The sequence below is a fragment of the Obesumbacterium proteus genome, from assembly GCF_001586165.1.
Classification (GTDB): domain Bacteria; phylum Pseudomonadota; class Gammaproteobacteria; order Enterobacterales; family Enterobacteriaceae; genus Hafnia; species Hafnia protea.
This window is the reverse complement of the sequence record NZ_CP014608.1, coordinates 1,685,555-1,710,146: the sequence shown is the minus strand read 5'-3', so window position 1 is coordinate 1,710,146 and position 24,592 is coordinate 1,685,555. Positions and strand designations below refer to the sequence as shown.

17 protein-coding genes and 3 pseudogenes are annotated in these 24,592 nt (G+C 49.8%); 4 read left to right on the top strand and 16 right to left on the bottom strand.

Features of this window, described 5'->3' with window-relative positions; genetic code table 11:
* Positions 1–9: 9 nt before the first annotated feature.
* The 16 genes and pseudogenes from dnaE to rpsB form a co-directional block, all read right to left on the bottom strand.
* Positions 10–3,491, bottom strand: a pseudogene (gene dnaE / locus DSM2777_RS07850) (DNA polymerase III subunit alpha).
* 56 nt (positions 3,492–3,547) lie between these two features.
* Positions 3,548–4,144 (bottom strand): ribonuclease HII, encoded by a 597-nt coding sequence (gene rnhB, locus DSM2777_RS07845; RefSeq protein ID WP_061553610.1) that lies wholly within the window; start codon positions 4,142–4,144, stop codon positions 3,548–3,550.
* A gap of 38 nt (positions 4,145–4,182) precedes the next feature.
* Positions 4,183–5,373 (bottom strand): lipid-A-disaccharide synthase, encoded by a 1,191-nt coding sequence (gene lpxB, locus DSM2777_RS07840; RefSeq protein ID WP_061553609.1) that lies wholly within the window; start codon positions 5,371–5,373, stop codon positions 4,183–4,185.
* Between the two features lie 3 nt (positions 5,374–5,376).
* Positions 5,377–6,165, bottom strand: coding sequence for an acyl-ACP--UDP-N-acetylglucosamine O-acyltransferase (gene lpxA, locus DSM2777_RS07835; protein WP_061553608.1), 789 nt, complete (start codon positions 6,163–6,165; stop codon positions 5,377–5,379).
* A 3-nt stretch (positions 6,166–6,168) separates the two neighbouring features.
* Positions 6,169–6,624 carry a 3-hydroxyacyl-ACP dehydratase FabZ gene (fabZ, locus tag DSM2777_RS07830; RefSeq protein ID WP_061553607.1) on the bottom strand — a complete coding sequence of 152 codons (456 nt, stop codon included), beginning with the start codon at positions 6,622–6,624 and terminating at the stop codon, positions 6,169–6,171.
* Positions 6,625–6,781: 157 nt separating this feature from the next.
* The gene (lpxD, locus tag DSM2777_RS07825) at positions 6,782–7,804 is read right to left on the bottom strand and encodes a UDP-3-O-(3-hydroxymyristoyl)glucosamine N-acyltransferase (RefSeq protein ID WP_025800217.1); all 1,023 of its coding nucleotides are present in this window, start codon (positions 7,802–7,804) and stop codon (positions 6,782–6,784) included.
* 3 nt (positions 7,805–7,807) lie between these two features.
* Positions 7,808–8,305, bottom strand: coding sequence for a molecular chaperone Skp (gene skp / locus DSM2777_RS07820; protein ID WP_046458957.1), 498 nt, complete (start codon positions 8,303–8,305; stop codon positions 7,808–7,810).
* Positions 8,306–8,479: 174 nt separating this feature from the next.
* Positions 8,480–10,887 (bottom strand): annotated as a pseudogene (gene bamA, locus DSM2777_RS07815) (outer membrane protein assembly factor BamA).
* A gap of 37 nt (positions 10,888–10,924) precedes the next feature.
* Positions 10,925–12,280, bottom strand: coding sequence for a sigma E protease regulator RseP (rseP, locus tag DSM2777_RS07810; protein ID WP_046458955.1), 1,356 nt, complete (start codon positions 12,278–12,280; stop codon positions 10,925–10,927).
* A 25-nt stretch (positions 12,281–12,305) separates the two neighbouring features.
* The gene (gene cdsA / locus DSM2777_RS07805; RefSeq protein ID WP_046359633.1) at positions 12,306–13,157 is read right to left on the bottom strand and encodes a phosphatidate cytidylyltransferase; all 852 of its coding nucleotides are present in this window, start codon (positions 13,155–13,157) and stop codon (positions 12,306–12,308) included.
* Positions 13,158–13,166: 9 nt separating this feature from the next.
* Positions 13,167–13,928, bottom strand: coding sequence for a (2E,6E)-farnesyl-diphosphate-specific ditrans,polycis-undecaprenyl-diphosphate synthase (ispU, locus tag DSM2777_RS07800; protein WP_025800222.1), 762 nt, complete (start codon positions 13,926–13,928; stop codon positions 13,167–13,169).
* Between the two features lie 275 nt (positions 13,929–14,203).
* Positions 14,204–15,403: a 1-deoxy-D-xylulose-5-phosphate reductoisomerase gene (gene ispC / locus DSM2777_RS07795; RefSeq protein ID WP_061553606.1), complete on the bottom strand. Its 1,200-nt coding sequence runs from the start codon at positions 15,401–15,403 to the stop codon at positions 14,204–14,206.
* Between the two features lie 168 nt (positions 15,404–15,571).
* Entirely contained in the window at positions 15,572–16,129 is a 558-nt protein-coding gene (frr, locus tag DSM2777_RS07790; protein ID WP_046458953.1) for a ribosome recycling factor, read from the bottom strand.
* 163 nt (positions 16,130–16,292) lie between these two features.
* A complete protein-coding gene (gene pyrH, locus DSM2777_RS07785; RefSeq protein ID WP_061555353.1) occupies positions 16,293–17,018 on the bottom strand; it encodes a UMP kinase in 726 nt (241 codons plus the stop codon).
* Positions 17,019–17,216: 198 nt separating this feature from the next.
* Complete coding sequence (tsf, locus tag DSM2777_RS07780) at positions 17,217–18,068, bottom strand: translation elongation factor Ts (RefSeq protein ID WP_025800225.1); 852 nt, start codon at positions 18,066–18,068, stop codon at positions 17,217–17,219.
* A gap of 191 nt (positions 18,069–18,259) precedes the next feature.
* Entirely contained in the window at positions 18,260–18,985 is a 726-nt protein-coding gene (gene rpsB, locus DSM2777_RS07775) for a 30S ribosomal protein S2 (protein WP_061553605.1), read from the bottom strand.
* 387 nt (positions 18,986–19,372) lie between these two features.
* On the opposite strand from rpsB, the gene map reads away from it, so the two are divergent.
* The 4 genes and pseudogenes from map to DSM2777_RS07755 all read left to right on the top strand — a co-directional run bounded on the left by map (position 19,373) and on the right by DSM2777_RS07755 (position 24,339).
* Positions 19,373–20,173, top strand: a complete 801-nt coding sequence (gene map / locus DSM2777_RS07770; RefSeq protein ID WP_025800227.1) for a type I methionyl aminopeptidase — start codon at positions 19,373–19,375, stop codon at positions 20,171–20,173.
* 89 nt (positions 20,174–20,262) lie between these two features.
* Positions 20,263–22,892 (top strand): annotated as a pseudogene (gene glnD, locus DSM2777_RS07765) (bifunctional uridylyltransferase/uridylyl-removing protein GlnD).
* Between the two features lie 106 nt (positions 22,893–22,998).
* Entirely contained in the window at positions 22,999–23,823 is an 825-nt protein-coding gene (gene dapD, locus DSM2777_RS07760; RefSeq protein WP_025800229.1) for a 2,3,4,5-tetrahydropyridine-2,6-dicarboxylate N-succinyltransferase, read from the top strand.
* Between the two features lie 129 nt (positions 23,824–23,952).
* Positions 23,953–24,339 (top strand): DUF3461 family protein, encoded by a 387-nt coding sequence (locus DSM2777_RS07755; protein ID WP_061553604.1) that lies wholly within the window; start codon positions 23,953–23,955, stop codon positions 24,337–24,339.
* The last annotated feature ends 253 nt before the right edge of the window (positions 24,340–24,592 follow it).

Here is a 24,592-nt window from a genome sequence, read left to right as displayed (position 1 = left end):
ATTCCTATATTAGTCAAATTCCAGTTCAACCTGTTCATTACCCACCAGAGTACGAAGGTCAACTAGCAGGCGATCTGTCGGCGTTACCCGCCAGGCCGCGCCAAATCTTAACTTAGCGCGTGCATTATCACGTTGATAGTATAAATGCACTGGAATCGTCCCCGACCGATGTGGTTCCAACGAGTCACGGAGACGGTTTAAAAGCTGGTCATCAATTTGCCTGTCAGTCAGCGAGATAGCAAGCCCACGCGCATATTTTTCGCGTGCTTCACTGATGTCCATTAGCTCGCGGGCGATCATTTTAAGCCCACCGCTAAAGTCATCAAAGCTGACCTGTCCGCTGGCTATCAGGATACGGTCTTTTTCCAGCAAATGTTGATATTTATCGAGCGCATCGGTAAATAGCATCACTTCGAGACGGCCGGAACGGTCATCCAGTGTACAAACCCCGATGCGGTTACCCCGCTTGGTGGTCATCACTCGCGCTGCAACTACGAGTCCAACCGCAGTGGTCATTTTGCCCCGATCCGTCGGATGCATATCTTTTAGGCGCATGCCACCGGCGTAGCGCTCTATCTCCTTCAGGTATTGGGTGATGGGGTGGCCTGTTAGGTATAACCCTAACGTTTCACGCTCGCCATCCAATACCACCTGAGCAGGCCACGGAGCAACGCTGCTATAGGATTTCTCAACTTGTTCAGGTGCTTCGGCCAGCACGCCAAACATATCCACCTGACCAATAGCCTCTGCTTTGGCGTGTTGGTCAGCGGCTTTCAATGCGTCATTCAGCGAGTTCATCAGTGCGGCACGATGCGGACCTAAACGGTCAAACGCGCCGGACATAATGAGCTTCTCCAGCATACGCCGGTTTAGCTTTTTAGTGTCTGTTCTAGCACACAGATCAAATAACTCTTTGAAATGGCCGCCTTCATTACGTGCGTCGATGATAGCCTCAATCGGCCCCTCACCCACGCCTTTAATCGCACCGATGCCGTAAACAATTTCGCCATCGTCATTCACATGGAAGTGATACTGCCCGCTGTTAATATCCGGCGGCAGAACTTTTAGCCCCATGCGCCAACATTCATCCACCAAGCCAACGACTTTTTCGGTGTTGTCCATATCGGCGGTCATCACCGCAGCCATAAACTCAGCGGGATAGTGCGCCTTTAACCATAGCGTTTGATAGGAAACCAGCGCATAGGCAGCGGAGTGAGATTTGTTAAACCCGTAACCAGCAAATTTCTCTACCAAGTCGAAGATTTTAACCGCCAGCTCACCATCAACGCCGCGCGCTTTGGCTCCATCTTCAAACCCACCGCGCTGCTTAGCCATTTCAACGGGATTCTTTTTACCCATCGCACGACGAAGCATGTCTGCGCCGCCTAGCGTATAGCCAGCGAGCACCTGAGCAATCTGCATAACCTGTTCTTGATACAGGATAATGCCGTAGGTCGGCTCCAGCACCGGTTTCAAAGACTCATGCTGCCACTGAACGTCGGGGTAAGACACTTCTTCACGCCCGTGTTTACGGTCAATAAAGTTATCAACCATCCCTGACTGCAAAGGACCGGGGCGGAAAAGTGCCACCAGTGCGATCATATCTTCGAAGCAGTCAGGCTTCAGGCGTTTGATCAAATCTTTCATGCCGCGCGATTCAAGCTGGAATACCGCCGTGGTTTCCGAGCGTTGCAGCATATCGAAGCTTTTTTATCGTCGAGCGGAATGGCCGCAATATCGATAGGCTCTTCACCCGCTTTCGCACGGCGGGCGTTGATCATCTCAAGCGCCCAGTCGATGATCGTTAGCGTTCGCAGGCCCAAGAAGTCAAACTTAACCAGACCGGCATACTCTACGTCGCTTTTATCAAACTGTGTGACGGGATGATTACCTTCGGAGTCACAGTAAAGCGGCGCAAAGTCAGTAATTTTGGTTGGTGAAATTACCACCCCACCGGCGTGCTTACCGGCGTTACGCGTGACGCCTTCAAGCTTACGCGCCATGTCGATCAGCGCGCGAACCTCTTCATCTGCCTCATAAATTTCTGGCAGTTGCGGTTCGGCTTCAAAGGCTTTGGCCAGCGTCATGCCCGGCTCTGGCGGCACTAATTTTGATATACGATCGACAAAACCATACGGATGCCCTAACACGCGGCCAACGTCGCGGATAACCGCTTTCGCCGCCATGGTACCGAAGGTAATAATCTGCGATACCGCATCACGACCGTACATTTCAGCCACGTGATCGATAACCCGATCGCGTTTCTCCATACAAAAGTCGACGTCAAAGTCAGGCATGGAAACACGTTCTGGGTTCAAGAATCGTTCGAACAGCAGATCGAACTCCAGCGGATCCAGATCGGTGATTTTCAGCGCATAGGCCACTAACGACCCCGCACCAGAACCACGCCCCGGCCCTACCGGTACGCCGTTATCTTTCGACCATTGGATAAATTCCATCACGATCAGGAAGTAACCAGGGAATCCCATCTGGTTGATAACTTTAAGTTCAACCTCTAAACGCTCGTCATATTCAGGACGGCGTTTGGCGCGCTCTTCAGGATCGGGGAATAAAAATTCGAGACGTTCTTCCAAACCCTGCTTGGATTTTGCCACCAAGAAGTCTTCTGTCGACATCTCGCCGGTCGGAAACTGTGGCAGGAAATACTCACCTAACCGGATCGTCACGTTACAACGCTTAGCAATCTCTACGCTGTTTTCAAGCGCTTCGGGGATGTCGGCAAACAGCTCACACATCTCTTCTTCGCTGCGCATGTACTGCTGAGCGCTGTAGTTTTTAGGCCGTTTGGGATCGTCTAAGGTGAAACCATCATGGATAGCAACGCGAATTTCATGGGCATCGAAATCACCGGTTTCGAGAAAGCGCACATCGTTGGTAGCCACGACCGGAAGATCGCGCTCTTCAGCCAAGGCCACGGCAAAATGCAGATAGCTCTCTTCATCAGGGCGGCCCGTGCGAATAAGCTCCAGATAGTAGCTATCAGGAAAATATTGCTGATAAAAATCAACGCACTCATGCGCTAACTGCTGGTTACCACGCAGGAGCATTTTACCTACGTCACCTTGGCGTGCGCCAGACAGCAGTATCAGCCCTTCACGATATTCAATCAGCCAATCACGGTCGATAACAGGACCATCGGCACCATATCCGCGCTGATACGCGTGAGAAATAAGCAGGGTTAGATTTTGATAGCCGGTGTTATTTGCCGCCAGTATGGTCAAATGGGAAAGCTCATCGCCCAGCATTTCGCTCTTAACCAATACATCGGCACCGATAATCGGCTTAATTCCGGCCCCGTGCGCTGCGCCATAAAACTTCACCAACCCGCACATATTGGTATGGTCAGTAATCGCAAAGGCAGGCATACCTAGCGCAGCCACTTTCTTGACCAATGGGCCGACTTTCGCCAGCCCATCAATCATGGAATAGTCACTGTGAACGCGCAAATGTATGAAACGTGGTTCTGCCATATGTCAATTACTCGTCTAAAAACCGGTTACTAAAGTGGTACATACATGGGGGTTAATTACATTAAACCAAGAACACGCTTAACTGGCCCAAAGCTGCGGCGGTGGTGTTCTGTTGCTCCCAACTGCGCTAAGCGCTCTAGATGGAAAGCCGTTGGGTAGCCTTTATGCTGAGCAAAACCATAGTCTGGGAATTGGGCATCCAGAACTTCCATTTCACGGTCGCGGGTGACTTTAGCCAAAATCGAGGCCGCGCTGATTTCAGCCACGCGGCTATCGCCCTTCACTACGGCCTGCGAAGCCATCGGCAATTTCGGGCAACGATTACCATCGATCAGCACAAAGTCAGGTTCGATCGACAATCCTGCAACAGCTCTTTGCATCGCAAGCATAGTGGCATGCAGGATGTTCAGCTCATCAATTTCGTGCGGCTCTGCACGGCCTAAGCTCCAGCTCAGCGCTTTCTCAATAATTTCTTCATACAGCGTGTTACGGCGCTTTTCGCTTAATTTCTTCGAATCGGCCAAGCCCACAATCGGACGCGCAGGATCGAGGATCACTGCCGCAGTGACAACCGCGCCAACCAAAGGCCCGCGTCCTACTTCATCAACGCCTGCAATTCGCTGCGCGATGGGATAGACAAAAATGTCACTCACTGAATTGGTGCTCATTGAATTACGGCCTATTGATTAACTTATTGATTAACTAAAGACAGTACCGCATCGGCCGCTTGTTCATCGGCGCCGCAGCGGATACTTTGGTGCAATTCGAGGAAGGTCTTTTGCAAGACTTTAGTGGCTTCGCCACCTTCTAACAGCGGCAGTAAAGCAGCGGCTAGTTTTTCAGGCTGGCAATCGTGCTGTAGTAGTTCTTGCACCAACTCACGGCGCGCCAACAGATTCGGCAATGAAACGTAATCGGTTTTCACCAGACGCTCAGCCAACCAGAAGGTGAACGGTTTCATGCGATAGCCAACCACCATTGGGCATTTCGCCAACATACACTCCAGCGCCGCGGTGCCAGAAGCTAACAGCGCAGCATCGCTGGCATACATCGCATTACGCGCCTGTCCATCCAGAAGATGAGCGGTTAATTCGGGTGCTACTTCAGCTTTAATGCGTTCAAACTGTTCGCGACGTTTAGCGTTGACCAACGGTACAACGATTTCTAATGCCGGATATTTTTCCCGCAAGATCATCGCAGTTTTTAAGAAGTCAGCGCTCAACATCTCAACTTCGGCGCTACGGCTGCCCGGCAGTAAAGCTAAGCACAAAGCATCGGGAGCAATACCCAATGCTTGACGCGCAGCCTGTTTATCCGGGTTGAGCGGCATGGCATCTGCCATCGTATGGCCAATGAAACGACACGGAACATTGAATCTGTCATAAAACGCTTTTTCAAAAGGCAGAAAGGCTAAAACCAAATCGGTTGCCTTGCCAATTTTGAAAACACGCTTCTGTCGCCACGCCCATACTGAGGGGCTGACATAATGAATGGTTCGAATCCCCTTCTGCTTTAAGCGGCCTTCCAGCGTGATATTAAAATCAGGCGCATCGATACCGACGAAAACATCGGGTTTAAGCTCGGTAAAGCGTTGGGTTAGTTCACGGCGAATTTTAAGCAGACGAGGTAAGCGTTCGAGGACTTCAACAATCCCCATCACCGCCAGCTCTTCCATTTCAAACCAGGCTTCACAGCCTTCGGCCTGCATCAGAGGACCGGCTACGCCAACAAAACGCGCATTAGGATGGCGCGCTTTCAGAGCACGGATCAAACCCGCACCGAGGATATCGCCGGAGGTTTCCCCGGCGACCAGACCAATCGTCAGCGGACGCGAAGCGCGATCCACCGACAATGAGTCAGAGGCTATCTGAGATAACGTCATGGCTTAGCGGATAATGCCGCGAGTCGAACGCTCAAAGAAATCAACGAACAGCTGAACAGCGGGCTGCTGTTTGGCTAACTCGGCAATTTCTGGCTTGGCTTCTTCCAGCGTTTTTCCGCTACGATAAAGGATCTTGTATGCATTACGAATCGCATGCAGAGACTCTTTTTCGAAACCACGGCGCTTCAGGCCTTCAATATTCAGGCCGAACGGCGTTGCATGGTTACCCTGTGCAATAACATACGGAGGCACGTCTTGCGCGACGCCAGAACAGCCGCCGACCATCACATGCGCACCAATCACACAGAACTGGTGAACCGCTGTCATTCCACCGATGATCGCAAAATCATCAACCGTAACATGACCACCTAACGTTGCGTTATTAGCGAAAATACAACGGTTACCGATGACACAATCATGCGCGATGTGCGCATTAATCATCAGCAAGTTATCGCTACCCACTTTCGTTAGGTTACCGCCCTGTGCAGTACCACGATGAATGGTGACACTCTCGCGAATACGGTTACGATCGCCGATTTCTACGCGGGTAGGTTCGCCAGCATATTTCAGATCCTGATTCACTTCACCAATAGAAGAGAACTGATAGATCTCGTTATCACGGCCAATTTTAGTAATACCATTGACGACGACATGGGACTTCAGCACGGTACCTTCGCCGATTTCCACTTGGGAGCCGACGTAGCAAAAAGGACCGATATGCACACCGGCACCAATGACTGCGCCGTCTTCGACTATGGCACTTGGATGGATAAAGGCGGTTGGGTCAATCACGTATTAGGCCTCCCGGCTACGGGCACACATCATTGAAGCTTCGCAAACAATCTTACCGTCTACTTTGGCAACACCGTTAAAGCGAGCTACGCCGCGGCGCTCTTTAAGGAATTCAACTTCCAGAATCATCTGGTCGCCTGGCTGAACGGGACGCTTAAAGCGAGCATCGTCAATACCAGCAAAATAGTACAACTTGCCTGGCTCCAGTTTGCCCGCGCTTTTAAATGCCAGAATACCGGTAGCCTGAGCCATCGCTTCTAGAATCAACACGCCTGGGAAAATCGGTTTGCCAGGGAAGTGGCCCTGGAAAAACGGCTCGTTAAAAGTAACGTTTTTCACTGCACGCAGGAATTTGCCTTCTTCAAAATCAAGAACGCGATCCACTAAAAGGAACGGAAAACGGTGCGGCAGTAACTCTAAAATCTCGGAAATATTGAGAGTATGAGTGTCAGTAGTCAAAATACTCTTCCTGTAGGAAAACTAATTGTCATCAACAACACGGCCCGCCTCATGTCCATATAAAGACAATGATGCAGGCCGCAAATCGTTTTATACCCAGTAAAACAGGGTAAATGCCAGGAATATGTATTCACTGACAAAGGTATGGCTTTAGTCGTTAGTCATTAGTGACTTTCTTTTCAACGGCTTTTAGACGCTTATTGATTTCATCAATATTCATCACCAGAGCTGCCGTTTTACGCCATGCCTTGTTGGGTTGCAGCGGAATACCAGAGGAATAAATACCCGGTTCAGTGATAGGACGCATCACCATACCCATTCCCGTTACCACGGCTTTGTCGCAAATTTCCATGTGACCATTGATCACACTTGCACCGCCAATCTGGCAGTAACGACCAATCTTAAGACTGCCCGCCATGATAACACCGCCAGCAACTGCTGTATTGTCGCCAATCATAACGTTATGTGCAATCTGGCATTGATTGTCGATAATTACGCCGTTGCCAATAATGGTGTCATCCAAAGCGCCACGGTCGATGGTGGTACATGCGCCAATTTCAACGCGATCGCCGATGCGTACCGTGCCGAGTTGTGGAATTTTAATCCAATTGCCGCGATCGTTAGCATAACCAAAACCATCAGCGCCGATAACGGTTCCTGACTGAATCAGACATTTCTCACCGATTTCGATCTGATGATAAACGCTAACGTTGGCCCACAGACGTGTGCCTGAACCAATTTTTGTGAACTTACCTACGAAGCAACCAGCACCAATGATGACGTTGTCGCCTAGCACGACGCCCTCTTCAATGACCGCATTAGCACCAACAGAAACATTGTTGCCAAGCTGAGCCGTTGCATCAATCACCGCACTCGGCGCAATATCTTTTGCCGGAGCCGGTGTTGTATCCATAATCTGCGCCATCAGTGCATAGGTTAAGTAAGGGTTTCTTACTACCAACGCCGCCGATGTACAGAAAGGCAGATCCGCTTCAGTCAACACCACAGCGCTTGCATTACAAGCAGCTAATTGTTCACGGTAGCGACTGTTAGATAAAAAAGTGATTTGCTGCGATTTTGCCGAATGCATTGAAGCAACGCCGGTGATGACGATATCGCCATCACCGTGAAGCTCTGCATTCAACTGCTGAGCGAGATCAGCGAGTCGAATTGAAGCCATGCCTTATTTAACCTGTTTCAACACTTGTGCAGTGATGTCGTTGGAAGAATCAGCATAAGCAACAGCATTTGCATCAATAACCAGATCGTAGCCTTTGTCTTTAGCAACGGTACGAACGGCATCCTGAATGCGGCTCAACAGCTTATTACGTTCTTCGCCCTGACGACGACGGTTATCCTGCTCAAAAGCCTGAGCTTTCTGAGAGAAAGCGTCACGCTGTGCCATGATGTCTTTTTCCATCTTGGTACGATCGCTTGCTTTCATGGTAGAACCATCACGTTGCAGTTTTTGCATTTTTGACTGCAGATCACGTTCTTGGCTCTGCAACTCAGTTGCGCGGCTCTTGAACTCGTTCTCCAGTTGCTTAGCAACGGTTGCACGCTGTGGCAACTGCTGGAAGATGCTGGATACGTTTACAATTGCAATCTTATCAGCAGCTTGTACGTTAGCAGAAACTGCTAATGCCATGCCCAGACCTGCCGCATATAACCACTTTTTCAATTTAGACTCCTTACCATCACCCATATGTGTCGACGACACGTATACCGCATAGGCACCGACCCATAGTGTCTCTCACAACGTCCATTATAAAAGAACGCTCTGAGTGGAACTTATGCATTCTGGCATGGGGACGTATCCCCATGCCTTATACAGTAGCTTTTATAGAGTAGCTTATTACCAAGTCTTACCGATGTTAAATTGGAACTGTTCCGATTTATCACCGTCGTATTTCTTAACTGGCTGAGCGTAGGAGAACACCAACGGCCCCAGTGGAGACATCCACTGTAGTGCTAGACCCGCAGAGACACGAATGTTGCTCGGATCGCTGTAGTCAGGGATGCCCTGAGAGCTACAAGAGGTCGCGCCACAGCCGTTGTTATTCCAGTTAGTATCCCAAACGGTACCCGCATCCATAAAGATGGAGGTACGCAGGGAGTTGGAATATTTCTCACCCACGAACGGCGTTGGCGTGATCAGCTCAAGGCTGGCAACTGCCATGGCGTTACCGCCCACCGCATCATTGTCATCCGTTTTGCTGCTATCAATGCTACCGTTCGAATTCAGATAAACCGCTTTAGGACCGATGTTATTCGATTGGAAACCACGTACCGAGCTCGAACCACCGGCATAGAAGTTTTCATAGAACGGCATTTCTTTCCCGCCAAGACCGTCACCGTAGCCTACACGAGAACGCCCCATCACGACCCAAGAGCGATCGTCATCCAACGGCAGATAGCTTTGGCTATCGAACGTGATTTTGTAGTATTCGTTATCAGAACCTGGGATGGTCACTTTACCGTTCAGAGACGCTTTCGTACCCTGAGTTGGGAAGAATCCACGGTCAACGTTGTTATATGACCAACCTAAGGTATAAGTGAAGTCATCGGCGGTATAATCAGCTTTCTTCGTATCATCCGGATGCTGTCCCATAGAGTCCAGATAACGCCACATAGCCACCTGTGGCTGCATATCAGACAGGGAGTTATGCACGTAACCCAGACCGGTACGCAACGAGTTATTTTCGTTGATTGGGAACCCTAAGGTGCCATCAAGTCCATAGCTGCTGTTGGTATAGTCAGACAGGTCCGCATCATCAGCTTTAAAGTCGTTATAGAAAATACGACCACCCAAGCTCACACCGTCAACGGTGAAGTACGGGTCTGTCATAGACAGTTCAGCATAGGTCTGGTAATCGTTTTTGGTACCGCTAATACCGACGGTATTACCTGTACCCAACCAGTTTTCCTGCTGAACGCCGACTTGGAAGCTAACGCCACTTTCAGTACCGAAGCCCACACCGAAGTTAAAAGTACCGGTGTTACGCTCTTTCACCTTATAGGTGACATCGACCTGATCCGGCGTACCTGGAACACGCTGAGTATCAACGTCAACGGTTTCAAAATAACCGGTACGGTTCAGACGCTCTTTACCCTGATCGACCAAGTCGCTGCCCAGCCATGCACCTTCCATCTGGCGCATTTCGCGACGCAGAACGGAGTCTTTACTGGTGTCATTGCCTGCAAACTTGATGTTACGAACATAGTAACGGTTACCCGCATCAACGCTCATATGCAACTTAACGGTTTTATCCGCATCGTTGATTTCAGGTTGGGTCTGCACTTTTGGATAAGCATAGCCGTAGCGACCGAGGAGTTTCTTAACGTCATCCTCCATCTTAGTCACTTTGGCACCGTTATACAGTTCGCCCGGTTCAATCGTGGTCAAACGGTTGATTTCGGTGCTATAACCCGCCATGTTACCGTTCACTTCAACGCCAGTGAGTTTGTACTGGTCGCCTTCAGTGATATTGACGGTGATGTAGATGCCTTTTTTATCCGGCGTTAAGCTCACCTGAGTAGAATCAATGTTGAAACGGGCATAGCCACGATCCAAATAGAAGCTTCTCAAGGTTTCTAAGTCACCAGACAGTTTTTGTTTTGATATTTACGGTCACCAACCAAGTTCCACCAAGGAACTTCGTCGCGCAGCTGGAAACGAGCAATCAACTCTTCGGAGGTGAACGCGTGGTTCCCTACGATATTGATTTGCTGAATCTGAGCGGATTTACCTTCAGTAAATACCAGTTTCAAGTCAACACGGTTACGAGGCAGAGGTGTTACCACCGCTTTCACCGTCGCACTGTATTTACCGACGCTGTAGTAGAAATCTTCCAGGCCTTTTTCAATGCTAGAAAGCATTGTGCGGTCCAGAGCTTCACCTACGCGCACGCCAGAAGCCTCTAGGTTCTGCTTCAGCATGTCGTCTTTTACAGACTTGTTACCGGAGAAGGTAATACTCGCGATCGTAGGACGTTCCTTAACCTGCACGATCAAGTTCTCACCATCGCGCAGCACCCGAACATCTTCGAAGTTGCCGGTCGCATATAATGCGCGAATAGTGTTACTGAGATCTTCATCGCTGACGGTATCGCCAACGCGAACCGGCATGTTAAGTAACGCCGCACCGACGGCGACCCGCTGCAGGCCTTCGAAATGAATATTTTTCACTACGAATCCATCTGCACCGTATACGGTTGCGCTGCCAAACAGCAGCGACGCTATGAGCAACTTTTTCATCGCCATCGTTGTTATGCGTTCTTCCTAACCTAAATCCCGTCCCTTAAAGGCGCGAGAAATCATTGAAAAGTGCAAGCCCCATTAACAACACCAGTAAAATAGAACCGATGCGATAACTGAAGTCTTGAACTCGCTCGGAAACCGGCCCTCCTTTTAGCTTTTCAATCGCTAAGAAGAGCAAGTGACCACCATCAAGTACTGGGAGTGGGAACAGGTTGATAATCCCTAAATTAACGCTGATAAGCGCTAAGAACATTAGGTAATACACCACACCGTACTCCGCTGACATTCCTGCGCCCTGCGCGATCGAAATCGGCCCACTCAGGTTATTCAGCTTCACATCACCAGTAATTAGTTTCCCTACCATAGAGACCGTTAGCTTCATCAATTGCCATGTTTTATCACTGGCCTGATAGAACGCCATAAACGGTCCATATTGTCGAATCGTCTTATACTCGTTAGGCAATGGAATCACTTTCGGCGCGATGCCAGCAAAGCCTTCCGTTTTACCCGCACCAACAGCTTTGCTGTCTGGTGTTAACTGCAATGATTGAATATTTCCATTGCGTTCAATATCAAGTGCTATGCTTTCGTTAGGTCTTTCACGAACCTGTTTAACAAAAGCTTGCCAGTTCAATAACGGCTGACCATCGACTTTAACGATCCTGTCGCCGACTTGCAAACCTGCTTTCTGAGCCGCTGAATCCTTTTGCACTTCGGCAAGGATCGGCTCAATCTGCGGGCCACGCGGCACAATGCCAAGAGAAACCACCGGATCTTGCTTATCTGGCTCAAACTGCCAATGCGTCAGATCCAGAGTTTTCTGCGTTTTATTGTCACTGCCAAACGGCGCGACTTCAACGGTCGTCTCTTTCGCACCAATTTTACCGACCAGCGCTAAACGAACAGAATCCCAGTCAGGCGTTTCGATACCTGCAACGGACTTTAGTTCCAATCCTGGTGAAATATCTGCTTGAGCCGCTACCGATTGAGGAACAATTTCGCCAATAACTGGACGAACGCTAGGTACGCCAATCACGAAAACAAACCAGTAGGCCACTATAGCAAACAAGAAGTTAGCAATAGGCCCTGCGCTGACAATGGCCGCTCGCTGCCACACCGTTTTATTATTAAACGCCTGATGACGAAATTCAGGGGCAACGCTCTCTACCCGCTCATCCAGCATTTTGACGTAACCACCAAGCGGGATAAGAGCCAGCACATATTCCGTACCGCTGCGGTCTACACGACGCCACAGCGCCTTACCAAAACCGATAGAAAAGCGTTCTACCTTTACGCCACAGCGGCGAGCCACCCAAAAGTGGCCAAACTCGTGCACCGTGATCAACACCCCAAGCGCCACTAAAAACGCAATCAGGCTCCAGAGTATATTGGTCATTGGTAAGCTCCCTGTCTCAAGCGGACTAGTAAAACACTAACAGCATAAGACATGCAAACACCGGTACTGCCGCAGTCAAACTATCAATACGATCCAGAATGCCGCCATGACCGGGAATTAAATGCCCGCTGTCTTTGATGCCAGCTTCACGTTTGAACATGCTTTCGGTTAAATCGCCCAGCACGGAAACCAGTGCGGCCACAATAGAACAAACCAGCAGCGTAGTTGGCACTACAGCAAGCGGTGCGTACAAGCCAAACCCCCACGAAATTAGCGCAGAAGTAATCAGACCACCGATGAAGCCTTCCCACGTTTTACCCGGAGAAACCTTTGGAGCCAGCTTGTTTTTACCAAACAGTTTACCAAACATGTAAGCGCCAGAATCCGCGCCCCATACTAGGAACATCACGTACAGCAGCCACCACGCCCCTTGATAATGGTCGGCGTCATAACCGTGTTGGCGTAGTGCAATCATTCCCCAAAAGAATGGAATAATGGTCGCTGCGCCAAAAACAATTTTGAGTACACGAGAGTGTTTCCACCATCCCGCAGACTTGGGATAAAACAGCACCAAAAACAGCGCGACAATCCACCAAACAACGGATGCCCACAGCGAACCGGCAATTAACGGCAGGTGCACGCTTCGATTAAATTCAGGCAGGCTCAGCAGCATCGCAGCCAGCACGAGGCCACAGATCACTGCGCCCCAAATACGCTGCGAGTTAGATGTAAACCCAGCAAGTTGTCCCCACTCCCAAGCGGCTAGCATGCATATGACTAAGGTCACAATGGCAAAACCAACGGGAGGTAATAAAAACAGCGCCGCAATGACAATAGGCACTAAGATCAAAGCAGTGATAATGCGAGACTTCAGCAAGAGATCCCCCTAAGACGCATCTGATGCGTTGATAGGTGTAGTGCCTCCGAAGCGGCGCTCGCGTTGCGCAAATGCATTAAGTGCACCTTCAAAGGTAAGTTCATCAAAATCAGGCCACAGCACATCCGTGAAATAAAACTCGGAATATGCGATTTGCCACAGCAAAAAGTTGCTGACCCGATGCTCTCCACCGGTCCGAATGACAAGGTCAACCGGAGCCAGTTCATGTAAGCAAACTTGCTGGCTCAGCAAGTCCTCAGTGATATCTTCAGGTTGAAGTACTCCAGCCTTAACCTGCTCGGCCAGCGTTTTCACGCCCTGCATGATATCCCATCGCCCACCATAATTAGCGGCAATATTTAACGTTAGCCCATCATTATTTTCAGTTAATTGCTCAGAACGACGAATACGCTCTTGTAAGCGCGAGCTAAAACGGCCGATATCACCGATGATTTTCAGACGTACATTGTGCTTATGCAAGCTTTTCACTTCACCGTCTAATGCCCGAATGAAGAGCTCCATTAGCGCACTGACTTCCTGTGCTGGACGGTTCCAGTTCTCACTACTAAACGCGTACAACGTTAACGCCTTGATGCCATGGCTAACGGCAAATCGGACGGAACGACGTACCGATTTCACCCCAGCCTTATGGCCAAATACACGCATTTTGCCCTGACGCTTCGCCCAACGGCCATTGCCGTCCATAATGATAGCGACGTGCTGTGGACCACAGACCATCTCGTCAGTCATTGGTGATTGAGTGGAAGACATACGTGTAATCAATTCCTCAAAAGCATAGTGCGAAAGTAAACAACAACATCAAGCTTACCTTGCCCATGCGACATCAATTGCACAAACTGAACCGAGTATTAAATAACCAAGTGTTTAATGCGCAAAAAAGCCGTGTACTAGTCACGGCTAACCAATTAATCAGCAGCAAAATCAAAATACTTAGCACTCTAAACATCTCGACCTGCCAAAAGTTGTCGCAAACTATATCATTTCACCTGAACAGCCACAAACTACCTACACAGGGAATAACTGATCTATATTAGGAAGTTCGCACTCAGACGAGTGGCGACTTCACGCGCTTGGCGATCAATATCCAAGACTTCTGCAATACTTTGCGGCTCACAACAGGATAACGACGACAATACATCCTGGTTTAGCGCGGCAATATCAACGAAACGAATTTTCTCGCGTAAGAATGCATCCACGGAAACCTCGTTCGCCGCATTCAACGCGGTTGTCGCGGCCTGTCCTGCTCGTGACGCATCTATCGCCAACTGCAAACAAGGATAGCGCACCATGTCGGGTTGCTCGAACGTAAATGAGCCAATTTTGCAGAAATCGAGAGGTTCAACACCGGTTGGCACGCGAGCAGGATAAGCCATCGCATGGGCAATCGGCGTGCGCATGTCAGGCGAGCCTAGCTGTGCAATCACGCTACCATCACGGTAACGCACCATAGAGTGAATAACGGATTGAGGATGAATAATCACCTCCATCTCGGACTCTGAGGCATTAAATAGCCAGCGAGCTTCGATATACTCCAACCCTTTATTCATCATGGTGGCAGAATCAACGGAAATCTTACGCCCCATTGACCAGTTCGGATGTGCACAGGCCTGATCTGGCGTGACCGCCGCGAAATCCCCCATCGGCAATTGGCGGAATGGGCCCCCAGAGCCGGTAAGAACAATACGCGATATGCCATTCTCATTCAGTGAGGCAAAGCCAAGATTCTTTTGTACAGCCTCGGGCAAACTCTGAAAAATAGCATTATGTTCACTATCAATGGGCAACAGCTGAGCGCGGCTCTGCTTCAGCGCATCCATAAACAGACGTCCACAGGTCACTAACGCTTCTTTATTGGCCAGCAAAACCTGCTTATCAGCTTTAATCGCAGCCAGCGTCGGCAGCAGGCCAGCGGCACCAACAATGGCAGCCATAACCTGATCAACCTCGTCCAGCGCGGCTAAATCGCAAGCAGCCTGCTCTCCAGACATCACCTCAATGCCGCTGAGTCCAGCGTCTTGTAAGCGTTGACGAAGCGTCTGGGCAGCATGATCGTCAGCCATAGAAACGTAGCGCGGAGCAAACTCAACGCACTGCTGGAACATGACTTCGACGTTTTTACCTGCCACCAGCGCGGCAACTTTAAAATTATCAGGATTTGCTCGCACCACAGCCAGTGTACTGGTGCCAATGGAGCCGGTAGAACCAAGAATAGTCAGTTGCTTCATGAGGGGTCTTCTGAATAACTGTTTAGAACAGGAGATGCATCAGTCTGAAACTAAGACGGCAGATTGTCTATGAGAATTAGCCCGTCTTCAGCAATAGCCTGAGGTTTCTCGGATAGCCCAAAAAACAAAGCGCCGCCGGGGCGACGCTTTTTTCAAGCCGGTGAGGAATTAAACTTCCATCAACTCTTTTTCTTTGTCAGCTAATGCAGCGTCGATCTTTTTGATCATCACGTCTGTCATCTTCTGCACTTCGTCTTGCGATTTACGATCTTCGTCTTCGCTGATCTCTTTATCTTTCAGCAAAACTTTGACTTTATCATTCGCATCACGACGCACGTTACGAACAGAAACACGTCCCTGCTCAGCTTCAGCACGAACCAGTTTGATCAGATCTTTACGACGTTCTTCGGTCAGCGCTGGCAATGGAACACGGATAACCGCGCCCGCAGACATTGGGTTTAAGCCCAAATCAGAAGCCATGATCGCTTTTTCTACCGCAGCAGACAGAGAACGATCGAACACGGTGATAGCCAGTGTGCGAGAGTCTTCAGCAACCACGTTAGCAACCTGACGCAAAGGCGTAGCAGATCCATAATATTCTACAGAAATACCATCCAGCAGGTTCGGATGAGCACGACCTGTACGGATCTTGCTGATGTTTGACTTAAATACTTCGACGCATTTGTCCATGCGCGTTTCAGCATCTTTTTTGATTTCGTTGATCACGTTGCGAACCCTTGAAAACGGTTAATTAAACTGGCGCTTCATCATGAGAAACGCCGATATATTTTCAATCAAGCGTAACTGGCAAGAAAGCCTGACGCAATATTCATCGAGTAAAAATGACGCGTAAGGCTATCACGTTCGTAGAGCGCCGTTATGCTCCAAATTATTTGGAGATCAGCGTGCCTTCTTTCTCACCCATAACGACACGACGCAGAGCACCTGGCTTGTTCATGTTAAACACACGAATCGGCAGGTTATGGTCGCGAGCCAAGGTGAAAGCGGCCAGATCCATGACTTTCAGTTCTTTTTCTAAAACATCCTGATAGGTCATTTGATCGAACAGCGTTGCATCTGGGTTGGTAACCGGATCGGCTGAATACACGCCATCAACTTTGGTCGCCTTCAACACCACGTCAGCTTCGATTTCAATACCACGCAGGCAAGCTGCGGAATCGGTGGTGAAGAATGGATTACCGGTACCAGCAGAGAAAATCACTACGCGGTTGTTACGCAGCAAGCTAATCGCTTCTGCCCAGCTGTAGTTATCGCACACGCCGTTAAGTGGAATCGCAGACATCAGACGCGCATTCACATAGGCACGATGCAGCGCATCACGCATTGCTAAGCCGTTCATCACGGTAGCAAGCATACCCATGTGATCGCCCACAACGCGGTTCATGCCCGCCTGCGCTAGGCCTGCGCCACGGAACAGGTTTCCGCCGCCGATGACAATACCGACTTGAATGCCTAATTCGACCAGCTCTTTAACTTCCTGAGCCATACGATCCAGTACGCTTGCATCGATGCCAAAACCTTCTGCACCTTGCAGGGCTTCACCGCTAAGCTTGAGCAAGATACGCTGATATACGGGTTTGGAGTTAGTTGCCATGGTGTTCTGTCCTAAGAAGCAGTCAATAAATAGTCGGAGGTATTTCAATGCACGGTCGTAACCGATCATTGGGATACATTCTAATGCTGGCTGGGATACTTAATAGTGTAAACCTTTCTACGTTAGCTAAGGGCTATGTGCCTAACGTTTCCAGATAAAACAATGGAACCACCCTGCGGCGGTTCCATTTGAAGGCAATTAAGCGCCTTTAGTCATTGAAGCAACTTCTGCAGCAAAGTCTACGGTCGCTTTTTCGATACCTTCACCCACTTCGAAGCGGATGAAATTGGTAACGTCAGCATTGTGCTCTTTCAGCAGCTGACCAACAGTTTTGCTTGGGTCCATAACGAAAGCTTGACCAGTCAGAGAAACTTCGCCGGTGAATTTCTTCATGCGGCCTTCAACCATTTTCTCTGCGATTTCTTTCGGCTTACCAGACTGCATCGCGATGTCCAGCTGAACCTGGTACTCTTTTTCTACAACTTCAGCAGAAACGTCTTCTGGTTTAACGAATTCAGGCTTGCTTGCAGCAACGTGCATTGCCAGTTGCTTAGCCAGTTCTTCATCAGCGCCAGTAGCGGCAACCAGAACACCAATGCGAGCACCGTGCAGGTAGCTAGCCAGTACATCGCCTTCCAGAGAAGAAACGCGACGGATGTTGATGTTTTCACCGATTTTAGCAACCAGTGCAACACGCTCTTCTTCGAACTGTGCTTTCAGTACTTCAACGTCGGTGATTTTGCCTGCAAACGCAGCGTCCAGCACTTTCTCAGCGAATGCCTGGAAACCACCGTCTTTAGCAACGAAGTCAGTCTGGCAGTTAACTTCCAGAATCACACCGTAGTTGCCTTCAATCTTGGTTTTGATCACGCCATCAGCAGCAACGTTGCCTGCTTTTTTCGCCGCTTTGATCGCGCCAGATTTACGCATGTTTTCGATTGCCAGCTCGATGTCGCCTTGGGCCTCGGTCAGCGCTTTCTTACAATCCATCATGCCTGCGCCAGTACGTTCACGCAGTTCTTTTACCAGGGCGGCGGTAATATCAGCCATTGTATTTTCCTCGGTGGTCTCGTCGTGAAGAGCGAACCTCACGGAGACAGGTTCTCTCGTCTAGGGATTGGTTCTTTATATCGCCGTGATGTGAAAGGCGATTTTTACAAAGAAAGGGGGGCCATAAAGGCCCCCTAACCAACATATTTTAATACCTGGTTAATAAGGGCTCAAATTTTGAGCTTGCCTTATTATTCAGCTTCTACGAAGCTTTCTTCCGCTTGGGAAACCAGATCCTGAGAACGGCCTTCACGGACAGTTGCCGCTACAGCGCTCAGGTACAGGTTTACTGCACGGATTGCGTCATCGTTACCAGGGATAACGAAGTCAACGCCGTCCGGATCGGAGTTGGTATCAACGATAGAGAATACCGGGATACCCAGGTTGTTGGCTTCTTTAATCGCGATGTGTTCGTGATCAGCATCAACGACGAACAGAGCGTCAGGCAAGCCGCCCATGTCTTTGATACCGCCCAGACTGTTTTCCAGCTTGGCCAGTTCACGATTGCGCATCAGAACTTCTTTTTTGGTCAGCTTACCGAAAGTGCCATCCTGAGACTGAACTTCCAGATCTTTCAGACGCTTGATGCTCTGACGAACGGTTTTCCAGTTAGTCAGCATGCCACCCAACCAGCGATGGTTCACGAAGAACTGATCGCAGCTGTTCGCAGCTTCTTTTACCGCTTCGCTTGCAGCGCGTTTAGTACCAACGAACAGGATTTTGCCTTTACGAGCAGAAATCTTCTGCAACTCAGCCAGAGCTTCGTTGAACATTGGAACAGTTTTTTCAAGGTTGATGATGTGAACCTTGTTACGAGCACCGAAGATGAAAGGCTTCATTTTCGGGTTCCAGTAACGGGTCTGGTGACCAAAGTGAACACCAGCCTTGAGCATGTCGCGCATGGAAACAGTTGCCATGATTAAACCTCTATATAAAGTTTGGGGTTAAGCCTCCACATATCCCATGAGCCGACCCGGCAAGGCATTGTCCGAAGACTCATCCTGCAAGGCACCCCGGCGCACGTGCCGATATGTGTGTGTTGTTGTCGTTTCTTTGCAAAGAATACAAATAACACAATTGAGATTTACAGCTTCCTTACCAACGCCCCGTTCTATTGAACAAAAGAAACAGAAGATATAGGAACTGCGGCGCGCTTTATACCATAAACGAGCTACAGACTCCACCTTTTGTTGCATTTTGAGCCCACGGCTATCGTAGGATTTGGCAGCGGTTCCGAGGACTGTTACCATGTTCAGCAATTGATTCTCATTGTCGATTTCACGACACCTGCGGACACATACTTCATGGCAATTTCAATAAAAACACCTGAACAAATCGAAAAAATGCGCGTGGCTGGACGACTGGCCGCGGAAATCCTAGAAATCATCGAGCCTTACGTTGTTCCTGGTGTCAGCACCGGTGAACTTGACCGTATCTGCGACGATTACATTACCCAAAAACAGCATGCGATCTCCGCTTGTTTGGGCTATCACGGCTATCCAAAATCCGTCTGCATCTCCGTGAATGAAGTGGTTTGCCACGGCATTCCTAGCGACGAAAAAATCTTGAAGAACGGCGATATCGTCAACATCGACGTGACCGTAATCAAAGATGGCTGGCACGGCGATACTTCAAAAATGTTTATCGTGGGTGAGCCTACTATTCTGGGTGAGCGTCTGTGTCGCATCACGCTGGAAAGCCTTTATCTGGCGCTGAAAATGGTTAAACCTGGTATCCGCCTGCGCACTATCGGTGCTGAAATTCAGAAATTCGTCGAATCACACGGCTTCTCCGTGGTGCGCGAATACTGTGGTCACGGCATCGGTGAAGTGTTCCACGAAGAACCTCAGGTTCTACATTACAACGCCGACGACGGCGGTGTAGTACTGCAAAAAGGCATGACTTTCACCATCGAACCTATGGTCAACGCCGGTGATTACCGCATCCGCACCATGAAAGATGGCTGGACAGTAAAAACTAAAGATCGCAGCTTGTCCGCACAGTATGAGCATACTATTGTGGTGACTGATAACGGTTGCGAGATTTTGACACTGCGTGAGGAAGAGACCGATCTCCCACGCGTTATCGTTCACGAGAACGTATAACCCATCGCTTAACGAGCGAGTCATCATCTCAAGCCGGCATATGCCGGCTTTTTTTATGTTCTGCGTTCTTAACTCGGCGACAACGGGAGATGCCCATGCCCATTTTACCTTCAGCTACGTCCGAATCCCCCACGGAGCCGCTGATCCAGCCGCCCTCTCCAGACAATTTTGCCGCATCCGATCTTGAGTGTGCGCCGCTGAAGCTGTCGCTTGAACGCTTCCAACAATGGATGGCCGCGGCATTTCAGGCTGGTGAATCGGCTGAATCACTGATTGCTGCCCGAACGCTTTACATCGACCGGTTGCTCACGCGCCTATGGATTCATTTGGGATTCAAAGAGCGTCAGGGCATGTCGTTAATCGCCGTCGGTGGCTATGGGCGTGGCGAACTCCATCCGTTGTCTGATATCGACCTGTTGATTTTGAGTCAGGATCCGCTTAACGAACAAGATGCCCAGCGTATCAGCGAACTCATCACCCTGCTGTGGGATTTAAAACTCGAAGTCGGGCATAGCGTCCGTACATTAGATGAATGCATTCAAGAAGGGCTTTCAGACCTCACGGTCGCCACTAACCTGATTGAATCTCGCTTAATCTATGGCGACGTCGCGCTATTTCTTCAACTGCAAAAACAGATTTTCAGCGATGAATTCTGGCCATCCCCTCAGTTCTTTGATGCAAAAATTCAAGAACAAAAAGATCGTCATCACCGCTACCACGGCACCAGCTACAACCTTGAGCCTGATATAAAAACCAGTCCGGGCGGACTGCGGGATATCCACACTTTGCTTTGGGTGGCCCATCGTCATTTTGGCGCGACATCCATGAATGAGATGGTGGGTTTCGGCTTTCTGACCGAAGCCGAGCGCGATGAGTTAAACGAATGCCAAAGTTTTCTGTGGCGTATCCGTTTTGCGCTGCATTTAGTCCTGAACCGCTACGATAACCGCCTGCTGTTCGACCGCCAATTTAGCAACGCATGATGAAAGATTTCTACCGCATGACTCGTCGTGTGGGTGAACTCAACCAAATGCTATTACAGCTGTTTGACGAGGCGATTCTGGCGCTCGGAACCAACGAAAAACCGCGGCCACTGGACGAAAATTTCCAGCTACGCGGCAACCTGATTGATTTGCGCGACGCAGAAACATTCATGCGCGATCCGGTCACCATCCTGCAAATGTTTTATGTGATGGCCAAAAATCAGGAAATACAGGGAATTTACTCCACCACGCTGCGCCACCTACGCTATGCTCGCCGTCATCTGGCTCAGCCGCTGTGCGATCTGCCCGAAGCCCGCAAGCTGTTTATGGCGATATTACGCCATCCTGGAGCGGTGAACCGCGCTCTGCTGCCGATGCACCGCCATAGCGTTTTATGGGCCTATATGCCGCAGTGGGGTAAAATCGTCGGCCAAATGCAGTTCGACCTGTTTCACGCCTATACCGTCGATGAGCACACCATGCGCGTCTTGCTGAAGCTGGAAAGCTTTGCGGATGAAAATACCCGCCAGCGGCATCCGCTGTGCGTGGAGCTCTACCCTCGCCTTCCTCAACCTGAGTTACTGCTGCTCGCCGCTCTGTTTCACGATATTGCCAAAGGGCGCGGCGGTGACCACTCAATTTTAGGCGCTCAAGACGTCATCGAGTTTGCTCAGTTACACGGGCTTAATTCACGCGAAACTCAGCTCGTTTCATGGTTAGTGCGCTGTCATCTGTTGATGTCAGTCACGGCACAGCGGCGCGATATCCAAGATCCCGCCGTTATTCAGCAATTCAGCGCCGAAGTACAGAGCGAAACCCGTTTGCGCTATCTGGTCAGCCTAACCGTTGCAGATATCTGTGCCACCAATGAAACGCTGTGGAATAGCTGGAAACAGAGCCTGTTGCGCGAGCTCTATTTTGCGACAGAAAAACAGCTACGACGTGGGATGCAAAACACCCCAGATATGCGCGAGCGCGTGCGCCATCACCGTTTACAGGCCTTGGCATTGTTGCGCATGGATAATATCAACGAGGAGGCACTGCATTACATTTGGAGCCGCTGCCGCGCCGACTATTTCCTGCGCCACAATCCTAACCAGCTGGCATGGCACGCTCGCCATCTGCTCAAACATGACGCCAGCAAACCGCTGGTATTAGTGAGCCATCTCGCCACTCGCGGCGGCACTGAAATTTTCATCTACAGCCCAGACCGGCCTTATCTGTTTGCCGCCGTGGCAGGAGAATTAGATCGACGCAATTTGAGCGTGCATGACGCACAGATCTTCACCAATCGCGATAACTTTGCGATGGATACCTTCGTGGTACTCGAACCCGATGGCAGCCCATTGGCACAAGATCGCCATGCTACCATCAAACATTCGCTGGAACAGGCGCTCACGCAACAACACTATCGCCACCCACGCACACGGCGCCCGTCTCCCAAACTGCGTCATTTTACCGTGCCGACAGAAGTCAGTTTCCTGCCGATGCACAATGAACGTCGAAGCTATATGGAACTGGTGGCACTCGATCAGCCGGGGCTATTAGCACAGGTAGGAGAAGTATTCGCTGAGATGGGGCTGTCACTGCACAGCGCCCGAATCACCACCATCGGCGAGCGGGTTGAGGACTTATTTATTCTGGCAGACGGCGAACGTAAAGCATTAAGCATTAAAATGCAGACAGAATTGGCTCAGCGGTTGACAGAAGCCCTCGATCCAACCGATAAAGGGTAATGTATTTGTTAAGATTTATACCCAGAATAATTCGAGCTGCGGCCAACGCACCTGCAACTCGAAATATGAGGGGGATATGTCAATTAAACTTCGGGAATAGAACAGCATGCAGCAGTTGCAAACACTTATTGAAAACGCCTTTGAACGCCGCGCAGACATCACTCCGGCTAACGTAGACAGCATCACGCGTGAAGCAGTTAATCAGGTTATCGCTCTGTTAGATTCAGGCGAACTGCGCGTCGCAGAAAAAATTAACGGCGAATGGGTCACGCATCAGTGGCTGAAAATGGCAGTGCTGCTCTCCTTCCGCATCAATGACAACAAACTGATGGAAGGCGCTGAAACTCGCTTCTACGACAAAGTGCCGATGAAATTTGCCGACTACGACGAAGCACGTTTCCAGCGTGAAGGCTTCCGCGTAGTGCCACCTGCCAGCGTTCGTCAGGGCGCATTCATCGCACGTAACACCGTGCTGATGCCTTCTTATGTCAATATCGGCGCATACGTTGATGAAGGCTCCATGGTCGATACATGGGCTACCGTGGGTTCTTGTGCGCAGATTGGTAAAAACGTACACCTCTCCGGCGGCGTTGGCATCGGTGGCGTTTTAGAGCCGTTGCAGGCGAATCCAACCATCATCGAAGATAACTGCTTCATCGGCGCACGTTCAGAAGTGGTTGAAGGCGTTATCGTTGAAGAAGGCTCAGTCATTTCCATGGGCGTTTATCTGGGTCAAAGCACCAAGATTTACGACCGTGAAACCGGTGAAGTGCATTACGGTCGCGTACCAGCTGGCTCCGTGGTTGTTTCTGGCAACCTGCCGTCGAAAGATGGCAAATACAGCCTGTACTGTGCGGTCATCGTTAAGAAAGTTGACGCCAAGACGCGCGGTAAAGTCGGTATCAACGAGCTGCTGCGCAGCATCGACTAAGAGAGTGAGCATAGCGGGCAACGAGCCCGCTATTTTTTTATCCGTCACTTTACGTCGACGATAATGTAATCGGTTCTGCCATTTAGTCTATATTTCATCTTCTCATGAAAAATATCAAAAGGTGCCGCTATGTATGACAACCTGAAAAGTCTGGGGATTAATCAACCCGAAGAGATTGACCGCTACAGCCTTCGTCAGGAGGCCAACAACGACATTCTGAAGATCTATTTCCGTAAAGATAAAGGCGAGTTTTTTGCTAAAAGCGTGAAGTTTAAGTATCCGCGCCAGCGTAAAACCATCGTGGCAGATAACGCGGGGCAAGGTTACAAAGAGATCCACGAGATTAACCCAAACCTGCGTTATGTGATTGATGAACTGGATCAGATCCGCAAACGCGATCAGGTTGAAGTCGATCTGAAGCACAAGATCTTGGACGATCTGCGCCACCTTGAAAGCGTGGTTGCGAATAAGATTGCCGAGATTGAGGCGGATCTGGAGAAGTTGACGCAGAAATAAGGTGGATCAATCGCCGTCTTGCATCTTATATGTAAGAACTGTGAAAGATTTCGTCCACTTCATACCCTGTTTGTTTTGTGAAAATTTCGCCCGCTTATTGGCAATATTTTCCCATATAGCTACGGATTAAAGCGGTCAAGCAAGGCGGCTCAATCGCCGCCGCCTTGCATCCGGGCTTGGCACCGTTTTTCAGCCTGCTTCGCAGGTTCCCTCATTTCGTCATTCCGGCTTTAACGGAACGAACGGCAATCGC

What these genes read in the sequence shown, in the direction of transcription:
- lpxB (WP_061553609.1), bottom strand. Translation starts at nt 5,373, where the DNA reads ATGACGTTATCTCAGATAGCCTCTGACTCATTGTCGGTGGATCGCGCT.
- lpxD (WP_025800217.1), bottom strand. Translation starts at nt 7,804, where the DNA reads ATGGCTTCAATTCGACTCGCTGATCTCGCTCAGCAGTTGAATGCAGAG.
- rseP (WP_046458955.1), bottom strand. Translation starts at nt 12,280, where the DNA reads ATGACCAATATACTCTGGAGCCTGATTGCGTTTTTAGTGGCGCTTGGG.
- ispU (WP_025800222.1), bottom strand. Translation starts at nt 13,928, where the DNA reads ATGTCTTCCACTCAATCACCAATGACTGACGAGATGGTCTGTGGTCCA.
- ispC (WP_061553606.1), bottom strand. Translation starts at nt 15,403, where the DNA reads ATGAAGCAACTGACTATTCTTGGTTCTACCGGCTCCATTGGCACCAGT.
- pyrH (WP_061555353.1), bottom strand. Translation starts at nt 17,018, where the DNA reads ATGGCAACTAACTCCAAACCCGTATATCAGCGTATCTTGCTCAAGCTT.
- tsf (WP_025800225.1), bottom strand. Translation starts at nt 18,068, where the DNA reads ATGGCTGATATTACCGCCGCCCTGGTAAAAGAACTGCGTGAACGTACT.
- rpsB (WP_061553605.1), bottom strand. Translation starts at nt 18,985, where the DNA reads ATGGCAACTGTTTCCATGCGCGACATGCTCAAGGCTGGTGTTCACTTT.
- map (WP_025800227.1), top strand. Translation starts at nt 19,373, where the DNA reads ATGGCAATTTCAATAAAAACACCTGAACAAATCGAAAAAATGCGCGTG.
- dapD (WP_025800229.1), top strand. Translation starts at nt 22,999, where the DNA reads ATGCAGCAGTTGCAAACACTTATTGAAAACGCCTTTGAACGCCGCGCA.
- DSM2777_RS07755 (WP_061553604.1), top strand. Translation starts at nt 23,953, where the DNA reads ATGTATGACAACCTGAAAAGTCTGGGGATTAATCAACCCGAAGAGATT.